Annotated in this window: 11 protein-coding genes; 3 read left to right on the top strand and 8 right to left on the bottom strand. The window is 59.1% G+C overall.

What is annotated here, in order from left to right:
• Window positions 1-31: 31 nt before the first annotated feature.
• On the bottom strand, window positions 32-709 hold the full coding sequence (locus EC9_RS02255) for an LssY C-terminal domain-containing protein (RefSeq protein WP_246105914.1): 678 nt from the start codon (window positions 707-709) through the stop codon (window positions 32-34).
• A gap of 827 nt (window positions 710-1536) precedes the next feature.
• Window positions 1537-3177 carry a DUF1254 domain-containing protein gene (locus EC9_RS02260; protein WP_145342015.1) on the bottom strand — a complete coding sequence of 547 codons (1641 nt, stop codon included), beginning with the start codon at window positions 3175-3177 and terminating at the stop codon, window positions 1537-1539.
• Between the two features lie 350 nt (window positions 3178-3527).
• On the opposite strand from EC9_RS02260, the gene EC9_RS02265 reads away from it, so the two are divergent.
• Window positions 3528-4460, top strand: a complete 933-nt coding sequence (locus EC9_RS02265) for a ThuA domain-containing protein (protein WP_246105915.1) — start codon at window positions 3528-3530, stop codon at window positions 4458-4460.
• A gap of 152 nt (window positions 4461-4612) precedes the next feature.
• Here EC9_RS02265 and EC9_RS02270 read toward each other — a convergent pair whose 3' ends face one another.
• From EC9_RS02270 to hisD, 6 genes are all read right to left on the bottom strand, one after another.
• The gene (locus EC9_RS02270; protein ID WP_145342020.1) at window positions 4613-5461 is read right to left on the bottom strand and encodes a dienelactone hydrolase family protein; all 849 of its coding nucleotides are present in this window, start codon (window positions 5459-5461) and stop codon (window positions 4613-4615) included.
• A gap of 372 nt (window positions 5462-5833) precedes the next feature.
• Window positions 5834-7732: a dockerin type I domain-containing protein gene (locus tag EC9_RS02275; protein ID WP_145342022.1), complete on the bottom strand. Its 1899-nt coding sequence runs from the start codon at window positions 7730-7732 to the stop codon at window positions 5834-5836.
• A gap of 240 nt (window positions 7733-7972) precedes the next feature.
• Complete coding sequence (locus tag EC9_RS02280; RefSeq protein WP_145342024.1) at window positions 7973-9400, bottom strand: DUF1501 domain-containing protein; 1428 nt, start codon at window positions 9398-9400, stop codon at window positions 7973-7975.
• Between the two features lie 6 nt (window positions 9401-9406).
• The gene (locus EC9_RS02285; RefSeq protein WP_145342026.1) at window positions 9407-12880 is read right to left on the bottom strand and encodes a PSD1 and planctomycete cytochrome C domain-containing protein; all 3474 of its coding nucleotides are present in this window, start codon (window positions 12878-12880) and stop codon (window positions 9407-9409) included.
• Window positions 12881-13097: 217 nt separating this feature from the next.
• Window positions 13098-14171 carry a histidinol-phosphate transaminase gene (hisC, locus tag EC9_RS02290; RefSeq protein WP_145342028.1) on the bottom strand — a complete coding sequence of 358 codons (1074 nt, stop codon included), beginning with the start codon at window positions 14169-14171 and terminating at the stop codon, window positions 13098-13100.
• Between the two features lie 142 nt (window positions 14172-14313).
• Window positions 14314-15675, bottom strand: coding sequence for a histidinol dehydrogenase (hisD, locus tag EC9_RS02295; protein ID WP_391556710.1), 1362 nt, complete (start codon window positions 15673-15675; stop codon window positions 14314-14316).
• A 544-nt stretch (window positions 15676-16219) separates the two neighbouring features.
• Here hisD and EC9_RS02300 point away from each other — a divergent pair.
• Together EC9_RS02300 and EC9_RS02305 are read left to right on the top strand one after the other, a co-directional pair.
• Window positions 16220-17011 (top strand): endonuclease/exonuclease/phosphatase family protein, encoded by a 792-nt coding sequence (locus EC9_RS02300; protein WP_246105916.1) that lies wholly within the window; start codon window positions 16220-16222, stop codon window positions 17009-17011.
• Window positions 17012-17948: 937 nt separating this feature from the next.
• On the top strand, window positions 17949-18635 hold the full coding sequence (locus EC9_RS02305; protein ID WP_145342034.1) for a PH domain-containing protein: 687 nt from the start codon (window positions 17949-17951) through the stop codon (window positions 18633-18635).
• Window positions 18636-18824 lie beyond the last annotated feature (189 nt).

The following is an 18824-nucleotide window of genomic DNA, read 5'->3' on the forward strand; positions in this document are numbered from 1 at the left end:
ATCGAAGATTGGTAGTTTACTAGAGAGGCAGTTACGGTTCCGTTGCTCGGATCACGCCGATGTAAAGGCTGCCGTCGGTGTGCCAGGGATCGCCGCCGCCGTTGTATCCATCGTGTTGTTGATGGAAATTGGGTTCGATCGAATGCTCGGCCAGTTGTCCGGTCTGTTCGAGGCATTGAAATAAGTAGTCGCGTTCGGCATCGATGTCGGCCGCGGTGACGTGCGTGATCTGACCGGTTGTATGGCTCAGCCCCACGCGTTTGTCATAGACCGCCGAGCCTAGCCATTTGGGCCGACCCTCGGGATTCACTTCGTCCGTTTTCCATAATCGAACATGATGTCGATGCCGTGGGTTGTCACCGACCGGTTGTTCGAAGGCCAGGTCTTCCTTGCGGCCAAACAGATACAGGCTGCTGACCGGAGCGGCATCGTCGGGTCGCGACAGGACGGTGTCCGCTGCGATCTTGAGGTCACTTTTCAGACCCAACGCGGCGGCCGAATACCAATCGGCGGCCTTCATGATCTGCTGTAGCTGAGCTTCGCTGCCGATCAGTTCAACATTCAGTGGGTCGCCGGGATGGCCGTCGCTGGTTCGTGTGATCCGCGGTTGGTCGTCTAGGTCTGGATGCCGCCGAATGTAGAGTTCCCAGGCCCAAGGTGCGGCCAAATAGGCGACGGCAAGCCATAAAAATAGAGAGGCGACAATCACTTTTGTGAGCCACTTTGTTCGGCCGTGTGGTTTTCGTTTATTAGTTTCTGGTTCGGTGTCCATCGTGTGTCTGTTGATTGGCTGCGGATCGGCAGGCCGCAGCGTGGTGCGGCCCGGCTGGTTCATGTTCGATATCGACTATTGGGCCTTCGCGACGACCGGCGTTTGCCCGCTTCCGCTGCCGGCTAGCAAGGGTTCTCGTCGTCATCATGTTGGCATTTTATGGCGGCGATTGGAGACGCGGTGGCTGTATGTTCACCTGTCGGGTTGGAGCTTCGAGCGACAGTGCCGTTGTAGTCTTCGGCCTCAGGATTTGCACCTGGCAATTCGTCCGAGGATCTAAATTGACCAAGGTTTCACAGATCCCGTGAAAACATCGACGTCTTTCTGGAGTCGGTGTGGCCGAGAATTGAATGACGCAAACGCCAGCGTTCCGCGAACCTCTTCTGGCTGATGGGGATGTTGCCGGCCGGATCGGCCAGAATCGGACGTCGTGGTTTGCGTTGGGATCTTGTTGCGATCCGAAGGTCGAATGGCGGCGCCACGCTGGCGGGAATCAGCCTGCAGCATCGATTGGCGTGTTAGGCTAATTCGATCGAGTCGATTGGTGTCAGCTGAATTAGATGACGGTTTCCGAGGTGCCTCGCTGCAGCAAGGTGAGGACCGCGACGTGTTGAACCACAGTGGTGCACTCGGGCGGGGGATTCAATCGTCCTTAGAAGTCGCGCAGACGCAATTGACAAAATGAATCGCCGGCCAATGTTGCCGGGCGACTCAATTTGTCTATCTTTTTGCGTCTGTTGATTGAGGTGTTAGTGATCGAACGGCTATTCGGCCAGTTTGATCTCGCCCGGACGCCAGCTTTTGTCAAAGAAGGATGGCATGGGGCTGTAGAGTCGCAGGATTGTGAACCAGCCTTTTTCGGGATCGGTCTGGATCCAGTTTCCCCGCTCGACGCCTTCGGGCTGCTTCGGTGCGAAGTAGATCGTGGTCGAACCGTCCTTGGCCGCCGTCGCGGCGGGAGAAGGATAGGTCTGGCTGCCAGCGCGTGGGTATTTCTGCGGTGTCTGCAGCATCGAACGCGATTGATTGTCGTAGACCGTGAACGACCAGAAGGCGTGGGCCGGAATCCCCTTGGGGAGAGTGACCTCGTAGGTCTTGCTGCCGTCGAACGCTTCGCCTTGGGTATCCAAGAAACTCATAAGGTACTGGGAACCGACACCGGGGATTCGCATGATCATGCCCGGGGAATCAAGGGTGTAGGCGTAATAGAAGGCCGTGCGAGAATCGAGCGTTCGGGCACCGGTCGGTGGCTGTGGCTTGAACATCCCATCGGCATACGCTGGCGGAGGTGTTTCGAAAAACGCACCCCCTTCGAACAACATGTTGCCCCACTGCGAATTGGGGTAATAAGCCCACTCGGGATGAAGCGTGGCGTATCGCCAGTTCAAGACGCGCCCTGTGGCGTTGCCGATCGCTGCGGCGTCGGTGAGGATTCGTTTTGTCCGGGCATCGGGGTTGAAAGGCTTGCCATGCTGGATGCCAATCGCCGCCAATTGTCCCGCCAGTTCGACGTCGTAGCTGGTGGCAGGTTGCTGTTGGACGTTTTCGTTGATCATCTCAAAGAAACCATAGTCGCTCGGTGGGATCGTGTTGAACGACTTGTCCGACGCGTCGACAAACTTCGTTTCGGGCAGCGGCGGATTCTCTCCCAACTTAACTGTTCCCTCGAGCGCCTCGGCGATGCTCGTGCCGAAGCCGCCGGGTGTGTAGGGGTAGATCTTCAGGTTCTTCTTGATGTTCTCGACAGCCGGCTTGGGATCGTTTTCGACGAGGAATGAACGAGCGGCGTAGAGGACGCGATTGGTTTTGGAGTGGGCAACGAAATAACCGCCTTCGGGCAGCGGGCCGTCGTAGCCTGGGGGCACGATCAAATATTTGCCCCCTTGGCCGCGATCGGGACCGGGCCGACCGATGTCGATGATCCACGAGAACCACATGTCGTTGATGGTCCCCAGTCCGGCCGGAGGTTGCTCCAGTACCATCGGTCCATCGGACAGATTGATCACGCTCAGGTAATAAATCGTGTCGCAGTTGGCAGTCAAAAAGAGCGAGCTGGAATCCATCAGATCGGGAAAGATGACGACGGAGTTGTCCGCCGCGCCGATGCTTTCCATCCCCTTGGCGATCGCATAGGCCGAAGCGCCGCGGAAGCTGTTGTTGTAAGCAGCCAACGCGTTGGTAAAGGTCAGGACATCTTTCACTCTTTTTGCTGTCGCCTCGGTCGGCGCCCCGTCCTGGAATTCAAGCTTCCCGAACGGACTCTCCTCTTGATCGGGAGTGCTGATCGCCGCGGGGATCGGAGTCAGCTGTTGCGCGTCGGCGCGGCGGTTGTCAGAAATCAGTCCCCACGCCGCCGCAACGGTGAGGGCTGTGGCGATCACGCCGGTTCGACTCGAATTCGTCATGGGATCATCTCGAAATGTGTGAGTAGTGGAAGAGTTTGCCTCCGCAGCCAGGAAACGAGCAGTACCCCGCAGGGACGATGAGAAGAAGGGTTTCCGGTCCCATTCGATCGCGGCCGCCATTGTATTTGCAAGCGTTTTGACGCCGGATATCGTATCCCGATTGGCTGGTGAAGGCAATCATCGCGATTCGCGAAGGCAAATCCAGGTTTCCGCTTGCAGTATCAGCCGTCACGCAGTTGCAATCCCCAGATTTCTCATCCGGGTCATTCGATGAAAGTGAAGCAGAGGTTGAGGTATACTCTTGTCAATTGATTGAACGCGTTGTTTCTGTTTGACGAGGAATCCCACGAGTGAATGCTTCTCTGTTTCGCCGATTGTCGGCGCTCTTCTTGATCGCTGCGGTGACGACTGTCGCCGTGGCGGATGACCATCGTTTGGTGCTTGTCGCGGGCAAGCCGTCGCACCCGCCGCGGTTACACGAATTCAATGCCGGCGTGCAGTTGTTGGCCAAGTGTTTGCAAGACGTTCCCGGTCTGCAGACCGACGTTGTCTTGAACGGTTGGCCCGAGGATGAATCGATCCTGGAAAAGGCTGATGCGATCGTCTTCTATATGGACGGCGGGGCGCGTCACGAAGTGGTGCAAGAGGAAGGCCGGCGGTTGAAGATGATCGACCGTCTTGCTGCGAAAGGCGTCGGACTCGGCTTCATGCACTACGGCGTGGAGATCTTGGCCGATCAGGCGAGCGGCGAATTTAAGCGTTGGATCGGCGGTCACTATGAAAACATGTTCTCCTGCAATCCGATTTGGGAGCCGCAGTTTGCCAGCCTTCCCGAGCATCCGATCACCCGCGGCGTGAAGCCGTTTGCGATTCAAGACGAATGGTATTTCAACATGCGCTTTGTCGCTGATATCCCCGGCAACGAGTCGCGCGACGTCGAGGATCTGAAGTTTGTCCCGATCTTGGTGGCAAGTCCCAGCGATACAGTCCGCGATGGTCCCTATGTCTATCCCAAGGGACCCTACCCGCACATCCAGGCATCGAAGGGACGGGCCGAAGCGATGTTATGGACGGTGGAGCGTCCCGATGGCGGACGCGGCTTCGGTTTCACCGGCGGCCATTTTCATGACAACTGGGGGAACGACGATTTTCGCAAAGTGGTCCTCAACACGATGCTCTGGACCGCAAAGGTTGAGGTCCCATCACAGGGCGTCGTCTCGGCGGTCAGCGAAGAACAGCTGAACGCGAACCTCGATCCCAAACCATCACGAAAGAAAAAGTAGAGACTGCGGCGGGAACGTTTCCCGCCACGGGATCGTGATCGATTGCCGATCGGCCAGCAGCAACGCGTTAGCGTCTGGTGCCTTGAGCAGCCATCCGCTAACGCATCGGAGATGATTGGCTTCGCGCGGCTTGGCGATGCCAGCGAGCGTTGCTATGCCAACGCTTTGTCGAACAGAACAAGCATCCGTTTCCAAGCTTTTTCGGCTTGTTCCTGGTTGTGGACGCGCGTGTCGGGTGGGCACCAACCGTGCCCGGCCGGATAGACTTCGATCTCTGCCGGCAGGTTGGCCGCGGCAAACGATTTTTCCAGCACGTCCTTCGCTTCGGGATCGCGTTGGTCGTCGTTCTCCGCAACCGCGATCAGGAACTGAGCCTTCATCTGTGGAATCAAGCGATGCGGGCTGTCGGGGCTGTCGGTCGCCAGACCACCGCCGTGGAACGTGGCTGCCGCGCCGACGCGGGTTGGAACCGCTGCAGCAGTCCGCATCACGATCGGGCCCCCCATGCAATAGCCGGTCGTGCCGATCTTCTTGCTCTTGTCGACCTGCGGCTGCGCATCCAACCAGGCGATGAACGCCTTGGCGTCGGTTGTCTGTGTTGTGGGTGTGAGCGATTTCGCCAACGGACGCACGTCGGGAATCGGCGTGTTGGCTCCCTTCGCCGCCGTGGGTGCCTTCATCGTCCGATAGAACGGATTGACGACCAGCACGCTGTAGCCCGATTCGGCTAGCCGCTGCGCCATCTGGCGAAATGCGGGACGCAGTCCAAAGATGTCGGGCCAGATCAAGACGGCTGCGTGGGCACCGGTCTTGGGGGCGACGAAGTAGGCGTCGCAATCACCATCGGGAGTTTTGATCGTCACGTCGCTGCCGCTCACTTCCGCAGCATCGGCAGCCCGAGGCAGCAGCATCGCGGCGCCAACGCCTGCGGCCGCCAAGGTGCCGAGGTCGCGGCGGGAGTACTTTTTCAGGTCGTCTTCAAAATGATCTTGATCGCACATGGCGGAGAGTTTCTCTGGAGGAAGGGAACGTTCAGGAAGGAACTCCATTTTGTGCTGCCCTGTGGGGACAAATCAACAGGGCAAATCGGCGTTTCCATTGGAGGTGTTTTGCTGCCGCCGATTTTCAAGGCGATCGGGATTCGGCTAATTGGTTGCCCGATCAGACGTTTGCCAGGGCGTGGCAGATGTACGGGGAAACGCTCGCCATCGGTGGTGGCCAGCCGCGGTAGCGGCGATAGCGAGTAGCCCACGGCGTCAGCCGTGGGATTGCAATTAACCAACAACGCAAAGCCCCGGAAGGGGCGACAGGTGGCCAGCGATCTGTCGCCCCTTCCGGGGCTTTTCGTGTTGGCGGATTAGGATTGCGCTCCACTACAGCAGATTGTTCGCGAAGATCGAATCGACTGCGGCGAGTCGGCTGTTGCGCGACTTCTGCCGTTCCAGTTCGTCTTGCGACTGACCGTTGTTGTTTCCGCCTCCTTGATTGTTGGTTCCCGGGTCGCGGTCGAAATCGACCCACTGCGAGTCGTCGTCGGAGTCGGTGTCGAAGGCCGATGCGACGCTGGCGGCGACGGCTTGGCCTACGTCTTGACCGACGAGATCGTCGAAGTCGAAGTGGATGCCGAGATAGACGCGGCTGCGACCATTCTCCGCCATCGCTTCGCTGAATGAACTGAACGACCGCGTCGCGTCATCGAGATCCAGTCCGTAGGCCTCTTGCAGTTCGGGATCTTCGAGCAAGATCTCCAGCTCCTCGGACGTCAGTTCAAAGGCGATGTCATCGGTCCCGTAGAACTCTTGCAGCGTGCCGAACAGGGCACCGCCAAACGTGGCGTGGCCGGAGATGTAGGTGGGGAACTGAGGCGTGAAGCCGATCTCATCCTCTCCACCATCGGGAGCTCCCAAAGCAGTCCAGTCGGGATCGCCTTCAGTCAACGCGTTACCGTCGAGGTCACCGCTTTGGATCGCGGTGACCGGTCGCCAGAACTCCTCGGTGAACTTCGTATCCCAAGCGACGATCGCGGCGTCCGCCATCGCCACTGAAGCTTGTGCAAAGAGCGCCGCGTTCTCCTCCAGCGTGTTGCCTTCTTGCGCTGCGACGGTCAGCAGCACGTCGTTGTAGATCGCCAACGGCGTCCCCAGTCCTTCTCGGTCGTAGGCCCAGAAGATGCCGATTTCGGTCTGCTCCGCGGTCCGCGTGGTGCTGTCGAACGCGCCCAGTTCTTGGACTTCGTTGTACGACGCCGCATACTCTTCGCTGGTCAGAGCCGGGGTGGACTCGGGCAGGAATGCATCGGTCGAATCGATGGCAAACGTGTCGACTTCGCCCCAAGCGGGGCCCCAGACGGGAACGTCGGGGTTCAGCGGATCGGCTTGGAACGAACCGACTTCGTCCGAATAGGTGTAGTCGACGACGGCGTCGGATCCATCGTCGGCGCGGTTGGCTAAGATCTGGTTGCCAATCTCCGACCCCACCGTCAAGCTGTCGCTGAAGTTGGCGTCGTTTTCGTAACCGGCGAGGCTGGTTTCCAGGAACGCGTCGAGCGTCGCTTGTTGGTCGGGATAGAGCGAACTGAGCACCGTGTAGGCAGCTTGCGATGCTGCCACCTCCGTCGTGATGTCGTCGGTCTCCACCGAGAATTCGTATTCGTAGAACGTCTCTGCGTCAGAGCCGTTTTCGCCGATCTGGGCCGCATCGAAGATCGCCAAGTTCAACATCGCCATCGATCGGGACGCGTAGCCAGGGTTCTGATTCTCCACGCTGTCGGCCAACAGTTCGCCAAAGAGATCGTTCCACTGCAACACGACATCGCCGCTTTCATCCGACGTCGGCGTGGTATCCTCCTCTTCCTCCTCCGTCGTCGTTTCATCCGTCGGCTGATCGACCGAATTGTCGGGGCGATCGAACGAATCGCCGCCGCCGTCGCGTCGATTCAAGCGATTGATCACCATCAATGCATCGATCGGAGTCTGTTGTCCGTCGTTGTTCACATCGGTTTTCCGTCCTGAATCCGACGCGGTTTGGCCATCGGCGTTGTTCGACGATTGCCGGTTCATCTGATTGATGATCGTCAGCGCCTCGACTGCCGTCACGATACCGTCCTGGTTCACATCTTCGGGTATTAGTTCGTTATGAAAGATGTTTGCGGCCAACAACTGTCGCTTGTCGAGTTGCTCGACACGGCATCGTCGACGCGTTTTGTAACGCCGGCGACTGGCTTGTTCCGCGGACTTGCGACGACCTAGCCATTGATCCCAGATACGTGCCATGATTTTCACCAATCGAGAGTAGAGCGAGAAGAGAAGTGCCCCGGGGGCGGGCACCGTTTCGCATTCGGCGTTGGAGTGCTCTCTATAGGTGCAGTTTCGATTGCTCTGCGCCACGGTCGCTGGGGAAATTTTTGGCGAATGGATCGCGTTGCCGGTTCGGCGCAAGGATCTACCGCGCGGCGGGACTTGCCGGTTTGATTGTCAGAATGAGCTTGCCGTTTGCAACGCGTCGGCTGGTGATTAGGAAAGGATGTTTTTGATCACGTTGCCGTGGACATCGGTCAGACGGAAGTCGCGGCCGGCGTAGCGGTAGGTCAATTTGGTGTGGTCAAATCCCAGCAAGTGCAGGATCGTGGCGTGCAAGTCGTGGACGCTGCAAGGGTTTTCCGTCGCTTTGAATCCAAATTCATCGGTCGCTCCATGCACGGTCCCGCCGCGGACGCCACCGCCCGCCATCCAAACGCTGAAGCCGTAATGGTTGTGATCGCGGCCGAGCGTCTCGGCTCCGCCACCGGTTAGTTCGACGGTGGGCGTGCGGCCAAACTCGCCTCCCCAAATCACCAGCGTGTCGTGGAACATGCCACGGCGTTTTAGATCGGTCAGCAGAGCGGAGATCGGTTGGTCGATTTCGGCCGACAACTTGCGATGTCCCGCTTCGAGTTTCGCATGATGGTCCCAGACATTGCCCGCACCGTGCCACAATTGAACGTAGCGGACGCCGCGTTCCAATAGTCGCCGGGCGATCATCGTCTGTCTGGCGTGGACTCCCTTGCCATAAAGATCGTGCGTCTCCTGTGTTTCGTCGGCGACATCAAACGCGTCGGCAGCTTCCATCTGCATTCGGAAGGCCAGTTCGAACGATTGGATTCGCGTTTCCAGGCGAGGATCGTGACGGGCCGATTGGTGTTCGGCGTTCAGTTGTCGCAGCAGATCCAGTTGCTGTTGTTGGACTTGGGTCGTGGCGTGAGGGCTGCGGATGTTTTCGATCAGTTTGTCGATCCGGCTGTGCTTCGGATCGACGTAGGTTCCTTGGTAGCTGCCCGGTAGAAAGCCCGACTGCCAGTTCTCCGCTCCTTTGACCGGCAGGCCATTGGGGCACATCGAGATGAAGCCGGGGAGGTTTTGGTTTTCGGAACCCAAGCCATACAGTGCCCACGCGCCGACGCTGGGGCGTGGCAAAACCGAATCGCCGCAATTCATCAGCATCAGCGACGGTTCGTGGTTGGGAACTTGAGCGTACATCGAACGGATGACGGCGATGTCGTCGATATGCTCGGCCGTTCGTGCGAACAGTTCGCTGACTTCGATCCCGCTCTCGCCGTACTTCTTAAACGCAAACGGCGACGGCATGCAGGCTCCCGTTTTCCGTTCGGTCGCCAGCGACATCGGTGGCGCTTGGCCTGCGTATTTCTCTAACGTCGGCTTCGGGTCGAACGTGTCGACGTGCGACGGTCCGCCGTTGAGAAAGAAGTGGACCACACGTTTGACGCGGCCGGGAAAGTGAGGTGCCTTGGGAGCCAGCGGCGATGACGTATCGTTATCGGATGTTGTCGATGACACGTCGTTTTGATCGGCGAACAAACTGTTCAGGCCGAGCATGCCCAGGCCGATGCCCGAACGCTGCAGCAGGGCGCGACGGTCGATGTGATGCGATGAAGAGAATGGCATTTGGGATTAATCCACAAAGATGAATTCGTTGGAAAGGAGCAGCGTCTGGGCGAGCTGTTCCCAGCGATTGAGTTGCCGCGTGTGCAGTCCAGTGAAGTCGCGTTGGCTGTCCCCGGCGGGAGCGGCGGCGTTTACAGGAAGTTCATCGGCGGAGGCTACCCGCGTGATCTTCTGCGACCATTGATGTTGATCGCTATTTAAGACCCTGTAGATGTCGACGACAAAATCGATCGAATCTCCCTGCTCCAACTCGACAGCCGGAACGTCCACGTCCAATGACGTGTTGTGGAGGGTCTCGCGGCGCAGAACCTTGTCGCCGGCGAGCACCCAGCATCGGACGCCATCGCCCGGTGTTGCTGCATGGTCGATCGTGCTTTGGATCGAATAGGTTCCGCTGGCCGGAGCGGTCCAGCGGCGGATGATCGCGTGTTTCAGATCGTTGCCCGGGTGTCCTCCGTCGGCGTCGATCTGGGCCCATCCGATTTTGCCGTCGGGATATTTGGGGCTGCCTTGCCAAGCGGAACCGCTGAAGTAGGGCAGGGGGGTGAAGTTCAACAGCCGCTGCGCCTCGGGATCGATCTCGCCGTAGCCGTAGGTCCATGCAAGTTTTGCCTGCTCCGCTGCCTCATCGATCGCCTCGGATTCTTCATCGCGGATGAATGCCAGCGTAGCGGTGAGTTCGGATTCGCTGGGCGGTCGCTGCAGTATCGCTGCGAACATTTGACGAATCCGGTCGACGGGGGCGTCGGAATCCGACGTCGCCGCCGCGGCAGCGATCTCGCGAGCCCGGTCGGCGACAAACGGATGGTTCAGGCCAAACAACGCCTGCTGTGGAACGGTGGTTTCGGAGCGCCGGGGCGTATGCAAATCGGGGTTCGCAAAATCGAAGACTTGCAAAACGCTTGGCAGCGACTGACGATCGATCATCGTATAGATCGTCCGTCGCGATCCGCTGGGGGCTGCGGCAAACAGCTCGTCAGCTTTGCCGCCGCGTTGCATGTCGAGAGTCCCGGCGGCGGCGAGTTGCGCGTCGCGGAGTTCTTCAAAGCGAAGCCGGCGGGCATTCATCCGCCACAGCAGTCGGTTTTTGGGATCGGCGGTGTCGGCGGCTGCATATTCTGATGGGCTGTCGGGGCCGGTCGAACGCTGACGATAGGTCGACGAAAGCATGATCTGACGATGCAGCCACTTTGTGCTCCAGCCCGATTCGATAAAACCTAGGGTCAGCCAGTCGAGCAGTTCCGGATGCGATGGCGGTTCGGCGCGGGTGCCGAAGTCGCTGGTCGTCGGCACGATTCCTTGGCCGAAGTGATGGGCCCAGACGCGGTTCACCCAGACCCGTGCTGTTAGCGGATTGTCGGCCGATGCGATCGCTTGGGCCAGTTCCAACCGTCCGCTGCCATGTTGGAACGGCGTTCGGTCGCTCGGGGCGACGACGCCTAGGAATTGACGAGGGACTTCATCGCCGAGGTTGACCGGATTGCCGCGACGAAAGATGCGCGGCTGAACCAGCGAGCTGCGGTCCTTCAAAACGACGGCATAGGGTGCCGCCGATGGATTGGAAATGATCCACTTGTCGACGGCGCCTTGCAATTTCCAGAGGGCCACGCACGTGCTGGTGTCGACATCAAATTCGATGTTGATGATCGGTAGGTTCGGGATTATGCACGGCGACGCTTCGTCATAGAGCACCTGACGCAATCGTTCATCGGCAGGGTCGGGCAATCGAGTTGGCGGCGTCGCAGCGGTTTGTTTTGCGTCGTTCGGTGTCGCTTCCTCGGCAAGTGAATGCCATTGTTGATCGACATCGGTGAAGATCTTGGCGTAGCGATCGGCGAGTTCCCGCTTCGATTTTGGTGCCGTCGCAAACGCCACCGCGACGCGAGGGTTGATCGCGGTGGGAGCCTGCGAAAGCTGAGCCAGAGCGGCTTGTGAAAGGTCGGCAAATCGATCGTCGGGCAATTGCGCCAGTTGGTGCCAAATCAAAAAGATCGGGTCGGATTGTCGCTCGGGCTGCTGCAGGTATTTTTGCCAGCGACGAACTGTCGATGGCAGCAGATCTTTTTTGTTGAGGATCTGGCCGAACGATTGTTCGGGGTATTTGTCCAGTTCAAATTGAGCTTGCAGGTATTCGCCGATCCGCTTCCGGGCGAGTTGCGCGAACTCGGTGCGAGCCGCCGCCAGGCCCGTTTCCAATGCATCCTGTCGCTTTTTGAGTTCGACTTCAAAGTCGGAGAGTTCCGTCGATGCGTCGTTGCTTCGCGGTCGTGGCAGCGCGACGACGTGTTCGGCACAGTTTTGAAAGACGCCGTACAGCGAGTAGTAGTCGGCTGTCGGGATCGGATCGAACTTGTGGTCGTGGCAGCGGGCACAACTGACGGTCAGTCCCATCGTGCCGCGGGTGACGACATCGATGCGGTCGTCGATGATATCGGGTTGGACGCCAAGGAAGCGCCGCCCCAGGGTCAGGAAGCCCATCGCCGCCGCAGCCGCGGGATCGTCCGGAGCCGCTTGGTCGGCGGCGAGTTGCAACAGCAGAAATCGGTCGTAGGGGAGGTCTTCGTTGAACGCTCGGATCACCCAGTCGCGATAGTGCGAGGCGTGGACGAAGAACTTTTCCTCGCGTCCGTAGACGTAGCCCTTGGTGTCGGAGTAGCGGGCGACGTCCAACCAGTGCCGTCCCCATTGTTCGCCGTAGGCAGGCGAATCGAGCAGCCGATCGATCAACAGCGGATAGGCGTTGGCGTTATCGTCGTCGACAAATTGTTGAACTTGTTCGGCAGTTGGTGGCAGCCCGGTCAGGTCAAACGTCGCGCGGCGGATCAGCGTGCGTCGGTCGGCGGGAGGGGATGGGGAAAGACCTTGTTGTTCTAGCGAGTGCAGGATGAATGCGTCCGCTGGCGTTTGTCCCCAGTCCCCGTTTTGCGGAGTTGGCGGCGTGGGAGACGCGAGCGGTTGGAAGGCCCAGTGCGTTGCAGCGATGGTCGCCATGTCGTCGTGTGGTGCGTCCGATTCGGGCCAGGCGGCCCCGTTGTCGATCCAATGTTTGAGATCAGCGATCGCAGCGGCGGTGAGTTGTTTTTCACTGTCCGGCGGCGGCATCTTTTCGAATTCGTCGTCGGAAACAATGCGGCGGATCAATTCGCTCTCCCCCGCCGCTCCCGCGACAACCGCCGCTCCGCTGTCGCCACCTTGCAGCAACGCCTGGCGGGAATCGAGTCGCAGGCCTCCCCATTGCGTTGTTCTGCCGTGACAGCTTTGGCAGTTTTCGACCAACAGCGGCCGGATCTTGTTTTCAAAGAACTCGATCGCTTCGGGCGATTCTTCCGCTGTCGCTATCGTTCCCGCAAGAACGAACAACAAGGTCGTGGCGAAGAAATCAAAAGCGCGGCCAGTCGACGGATTGATTTTCCGTGGGGCGAACGCGGCGGTGACGCATCGCAAAACCTGCGGGCGCTTCGATTTTGGGGGTAGGCTCATTTGGTTTTCACCGGCGGGATGGCGAACAAAAGCGGCGAGTCGGGGGCCCCGAATCCTCTCCGCTTTCTTGGACTCCGACGCCATTATAGTGTCCAACGCGGAGCCGAGCATCTTTGTCCGTCAATTGCCAGCGCAGCAGCATTGGCAGCCGCGATCGAACGCATCGTGCGGGTGACGCGGGCGTCTTTGTCCGCGACACGCTTTGATTGCGCGTGAGCTACGCGTTGGCTTGCATCAATCGAGCGAGAACGACCAGGGCGGCGTCGATCTGCGCGTCGGTGCCGATCGTAATTCGCAGTCCATCACCCCAGCCGGCATAGTCCATGTAGCGGACCAGCACTTGGTTTGTTTTCAACGCTTCATACAGCGGCTTGAGCGAGCGCGAGGGGTGGGTGCACCAGAGAAAATTGGCGGCGGAGTCGAGGACATCGAAGCCGAGTTGTCGCAATTGCTCCTTGGCTCGTTCGCGTGTCGCGAGGATCTTCGCTCGATTGTCGACCAACCAGTCGCTCGATGCCATCGCGGCGGTCGCCGCGGCGATCGCGATCGCGTCGCAGTTGTAGCTGTCTTTGATCTTGGTCAGTTCAGCGATTACGTGCGGTTGGGCGACGAGGAATCCAAATCGCAGCCCGGCCAGCGAATACGATTTGCTGAGCGTGCGGGTCACCAAAACGTTTTCGTGTTGCTTGACCAGGTCGATGCAGTTCTCTTCGGCAAAGTCGCCGTAGGCTTCATCGACGACGAGAGGGCAGGGGAGGGCGGTGGCGATTTCCGAGACAGCTTGCGGCGTCAGAACCGTTCCGCTGGGGCTGTTCGGGTTGGGCAGGAAGACCAGTCGCGGATCGCCGTCGGGGCTGCTGAAAGCGGTGGGCAGCGACCAATCGGCGTTAAACGAAACCTCTTCGACGCGAGCGCCTTGGATCTCGGCGAGGGTCCGGTAGAGGATGTAGCTGGGAGTTGGCATCCTCAGCAGGTCGCCGTCGCTCATAAATCCGCGGACCAGGATCGTCAGGATCTCATCGCTGCCATTGCCACACAAAATCCATTCGGGTCCGGGCAGACCAAGCTTCTCCGCGGCCATCCGGCGAAAGGACGAACCGATCGGGTCGGGGTAGCGTTCCAGCCGACTGTCGGCAGCGGCGCGAATCGCTTCGACAACGGCGGGTGCCGGTGGATAGGGATTTTCGTTGGTGTTCAGTTTGATGAATTTGCCCCCCTGCGGCTGTTCGCCGGGAACGTAGGCCTTCATCTTTGCCAGAGCGGGGCGGAAGCGGAGTTTGCTGTTGGTCATCGGTTGAGATCGAGCTGGCGGTTGATTGGTCGCCTTTCGCTCCGCGAAAGTGCGTTGGTAGGTGGTCTTTCGCTCCGCGAAAGTATCTTGGAGAGACGTTGGCATTGCCGCACTTTCGCGGAGCGAAAGGCGACCATTTGTGTTAGCGGCGGATCGAGATACTGCGGCGATGGGCCGTGAGACCTTCTTTGGTTGCCAACAGTTCGACATCGTCGGCGATGTTTTCGAGTCCGGTTTGGTCGAACTCGATCATGCTGCCGCTGCGGACGAAGTCGTTGCTCGAAAGCCCCGCGGCCCAGCGAGCGGTACCGCTGGTCGGCAGGACGTGGCTGGGGCCCGCTGCATAATCGCCCAACGCAACGGGCGTGTGGTTGCCGATGAAGGTGGCGCCGGCATTGCGAATCGATGTGGCAAGTTGGCGAGCCGATTCGCATTGGATGTGCAGGTGCTCCGGTGCAAACGCGTCGGTCATCTGGCGGGCCTGTTCGCGGTCGTCGACCAAAATCAACGCCCCGTAGGCTTCCAGACTGGGAAGCGTCAGGTCGCTTCGCTCCAGCGTCGCCAGCTGTTCGCCGAGCGCTGCAAGCGTGGCGTCCAACAGCGACTGGCTCCACGAGATCAGGATCGCCGATCCGGGGGAGTGTTCAGCTTGCGACAACAGGTCGGCGGCGACGTGCGCCGGGTTGGCGGTCTCGTCGGCGATCACGATCACTTCGCTGGGGCCGGCGATCGAATCGATATCGACATCTCCATAGACTTGCTTCTTCGCCAACGCGACAAACAGGTTGCCGGGGCCGACGATCTTGTCGACAGCGGGGACCGTATCGGTTCCAAAAGCCATCGCCGCGACGGCTTGAGCGCCTCCCATCCGGTAGACCTCCGTCACGCCCAGTTCATGGCAGGTGGCGAGGATGTCGTTGTTGTACGATCCAAACTTGGTTGGCGGCGCGACGACGGCGATCTCCCCGACGCCAGCGACTTGCGCGGGAACCACGGTCATCAGCACCGTCGATGGATAGGCGGCGGCGCCACCGGGGACGCAGACTCCGATCCGTCGCAGCGGCACGTACCGCTGAGTCAAGTTGACGCCTGGCTTGGGCGTGATCGTGACGTCTTGGTGTAGGATCGCCGATTGGAACGTGCGGATGTTTTCCGCGATCCGGCGGATGCATTGCAGGAACTCGGGATCGGCGGCGGCATGAGCTTGCTGCAGTTCGGCGGCGGGGACGCGCAACGAAGCGGCGTCGAGATCGGCTCCGTCGAGTGCTTGGCAATAGCGCAGCAGAGCGGTGTCGCCATCGCGTTGGATATCGTTGCAGATCCGATCGACGACGGCGGCCGGTGCCAGCGGTTCGCCGAAGACCTTTTGCGTCAATTCGCGCCCCTTGGGGCTGACGACATCGCCAGCCGGGCTGAGCTTGGCACGCAGCTGGTCGAGGATCGCGGGGGCGGCGCCATTGCGGGCATCGACGAGTGGGATGTTGATGGAAATTGGCTGGTTCACGGCAGATCGCGTTTGGGGCAAAGAGGACATCGCAGCAATGTCCCCCAATATAACTCGCCCATGGTCGATCGCGTATGGCCCACAGCAGGGCAGGGTAGGGCGGTTTTTCGTTTGGGATTGGTCTGCGGGCTGACGCCCATGTGGAGGTGGCGTTTGATCTGCGGGCTGACGCCCGCAGTTAAATGCTTTCGCCGCGTTCGCGGCTGTTCTTGTTCCGGCCGCAACGCGAAGGGATGCGAGTCCGATTGTGATTTCTTCGCGAGGGTTTGGGTTGTTGCCTCCTTTGGTTGTCCCATTCGGTAAACTGGATGCGCGAAATGGGGCAGCGATCCTTTTTCTGGTTCGAACCGGCAATACCTCGCTTTGCCTGAACCCGCTGTCATTTTGCCCCCTTCCCTCCAACAAGCGATCTGCATCTATGGCTCTCTCGCGTCGACGTTTTTCGTGTTTCTATTGCGCTCCGTTTTCACTGCTTGCCCTGTTGGGGAGCACGTTGGTTTCGTTGTCATTCTGTCCCGTTGCGGTCGCGGACGACGTGCGGGTTATGAGTTTTAACATTCGTTATGGGACGGCGTCCGATGGCGAGAACCATTGGGAGCGGCGGAAGGAATTTGTTGCCGAAACCATCGCGGCTTACGATCCCGATCTGTTGGGGACTCAGGAGACGCTGGAGTTTCAAAAACAGTTCCTCGAGCAACAGATGCCCGATTACACAAGTGTTGGTGTCGGACGCGACGATGGCAGCGATCGAGGCGAGATGACGGCGCTGTTCTTCAAGACCAAACGTTTTGACCTGCGCGACGAGGGGCACTTCTGGCTCAGCGAGACGCCAGCCAAGGCGGGCAGCAAGTCGTGGGATAGCAGTCTGCCACGGATCTGTTCATGGGTGCGATTGAAAGACCGCCAGTCCGACGCGCCTCGCGAGATCCTGTTTATCAACACGCACTTCGATCATCGTGGACAACAGGCTCGCGACGAATCGGCCAAGTTGATACTGCGGAAGATCGACGAATTGGGAGCGGATTGCGACGTGGTGTTGACCGGCGATTTCAACTCATCGGTCACAAGCGTTCCCTATCGCACGCTGTTTTCGGACGCTGCCGGCCAGTCGCCTCTCGTCGATACCTATGCCGCTGCGGGGCCTAAGGAGACAAAGGGGGATACGACGATCTCAAGGTTCCTTGGCGACCGGTTTGCCGGGCCGCGGATCGACTGGATCGCGACGCGTGGCAACTGGAAGATCCTCGACGCGCAGATCGACCGCACTGCTAGAGAGGGACGGGCGCCATCGGATCACTATCCGGTTACGGCACGCTTGCAGCGAGATGGTAAATAGTGATCGCCCAGAGGATAGGACGACTGTTTCTTTTTTAGCCACAGAGGTCTCAGAGGCCACGGAGGGTGCGCTTGATCAGTGTATTTCTCTGTGAGCTCGGTGAACTCGGTGGCTTGATTGTTTTTGGATTGGTGGGGATTGGACGCGCGGGGCGATGCCCGCGCGGTTAAACGAGGGTTGCTGTTTTTGATTTAGCCACAGAGGTCTCAGAGATCACGGAGGGTGCGCTTGATCGGTGTATTTCTCTGTGGGCTCTGTGCACTCGGTGGCTTGATTGTTTTTGGATTGGTGAGGGTTGGACGCGCGGGGCGATGCCCGCGCGGTTAAACGAGAGTTGCTGTTTTTGATTTAGCCACAGAGGTCTCAGAGATCACGGAGGGTGCGCTTGATCGGTGTATTTCTCTGTGGGCTCTGTGCACTCGGTGGCTTGATTGTTTTTGGATTGGTGAGGGTTGGACGCGTGGGGCGATGCCCACGCGGTTAGACCAGAGTTGCTGTTTTTGATTTAGCCACAGAGGTCTCAGAGATCACGGAGGGTGCGCTTGATCAGTGTATTTCTCTGTGGGCTCTGTGAACTCGGTGGCTTGATTGTTTTTGGATTGGTGGGGATTGGACGCGCGGGGCGATGCCCGCGCGGTTAGACCAGAGTTGCTGTTTTTGATTTAGCCACAGAGGTCTCAGAGATCACGGAGGGTGCGCTTGATCGGTGTATTTCTCTGTGGGCTCTGTGAACTCGGTGGCTTGATTGTTTTTGGATTGGTGGGGATTGGACGCGCGGGGCGATGCCCACGCGGTTAAACGAGATTTCGCCTGAAGGCTCGACTCCAGCGGGGGGGCGGTGCAGTTGGTCCCTGGTGTGGTTGGGATGGCATGGGATATGCACCGTGTTTGTCGATGCCGAGACAAACCGTTTGCTAGTCCACTGGAGTCGATCACCATGCAAGTCCTTTCCGCTCAATGCCCCTATTGTCAGAACAAAGTCGACAGCACGATCGAACATCTCGATGGGCCGGTGGTCTGTCCCAATTGCGATAAACCGTTTGAGATCGAAATTCCTACGGCCGTGGTGACTTCGGTTCAGGAGGTTGGTCGGGAATCGGTCAACGCCGATCGGATGGCGGCGGAGCCGAGCGAGCGGACGTTGGCGAAGGTTCATCCGGTTGTCTTTCGCGCTCGGCCTCTCGCCTCATTGATCCTCGGGGCCCTCTTTTTGGTATCCCTGGTTGTCCTGATCGCGTCGCTGGCCGGAGCTTCGATCGCTGGCTACGCCTTTGATGAAAACGCGATGCTGGGGCCGGCGTCGCTGGTGACGTGGGGTTGCGGAATCGTGTTGCTGGTGATCGCTGGGGTCGTCGGATTCTGGATGTTGGTCAGTCGGTTTACCACGTTGACGGTGACCGATGACCGCACGATCTATCAGGAGGGAATCATCTCGCGGGCGACCTCCGAAGTGCAACACAACGACGTCAGAAATATCCAACTGGACCAAACGTTCATGCAGCGGTTGCTGAATATCGGTGGTGTTGGGATCTCCAGTTCCGGGCAAGACGATTTGGAAGTGGTTGCCCGCGGCTTGCCACATCCCGAACGGATCATCCGCTTGATCCGCGAGAACCAGGGATAAGGTGGGGTCGCCCTTTGCAACGACCGGTTGATGAGGGAGGTCGCTTTGAGAACAATGCGTTTACCTATCTTCCCATCTTTCCCACCAACGAAGTGAGTCAACGTGACTGTTTTTCGGATCGCCTGCTGCTGTGTCGTCGCATTGCTCTTTTGCCTCTCTCGCGATGCGGTCGCCCACGAGGGACACGAC

This window comes from Rosistilla ulvae, from assembly GCF_007741475.1.
Lineage (GTDB): Bacteria > Planctomycetota > Planctomycetia > Pirellulales > Pirellulaceae > Rosistilla > Rosistilla ulvae.

Coding starts and splice junctions, on each gene's coding strand:
- EC9_RS02260 (WP_145342015.1), bottom strand. CDS start 3,177: ATGACGAATTCGAGTCGAACCGGCGTGATCGCCACAGCCCTCACCGTT.
- EC9_RS02270 (WP_145342020.1), bottom strand. CDS start 5,461: ATGTGCGATCAAGATCATTTTGAAGACGACCTGAAAAAGTACTCCCGC.
- EC9_RS02275 (WP_145342022.1), bottom strand. CDS start 7,732: ATGGCACGTATCTGGGATCAATGGCTAGGTCGTCGCAAGTCCGCGGAA.
- EC9_RS02280 (WP_145342024.1), bottom strand. CDS start 9,400: ATGCCATTCTCTTCATCGCATCACATCGACCGTCGCGCCCTGCTGCAG.
- EC9_RS02285 (WP_145342026.1), bottom strand. CDS start 12,880: ATGAGCCTACCCCCAAAATCGAAGCGCCCGCAGGTTTTGCGATGCGTC.
- hisC (WP_145342028.1), bottom strand. CDS start 14,171: ATGACCAACAGCAAACTCCGCTTCCGCCCCGCTCTGGCAAAGATGAAG.
- EC9_RS02300 (WP_246105916.1), top strand. CDS start 16,220: ATGAGTTTTAACATTCGTTATGGGACGGCGTCCGATGGCGAGAACCAT.
- EC9_RS02305 (WP_145342034.1), top strand. CDS start 17,949: ATGCAAGTCCTTTCCGCTCAATGCCCCTATTGTCAGAACAAAGTCGAC.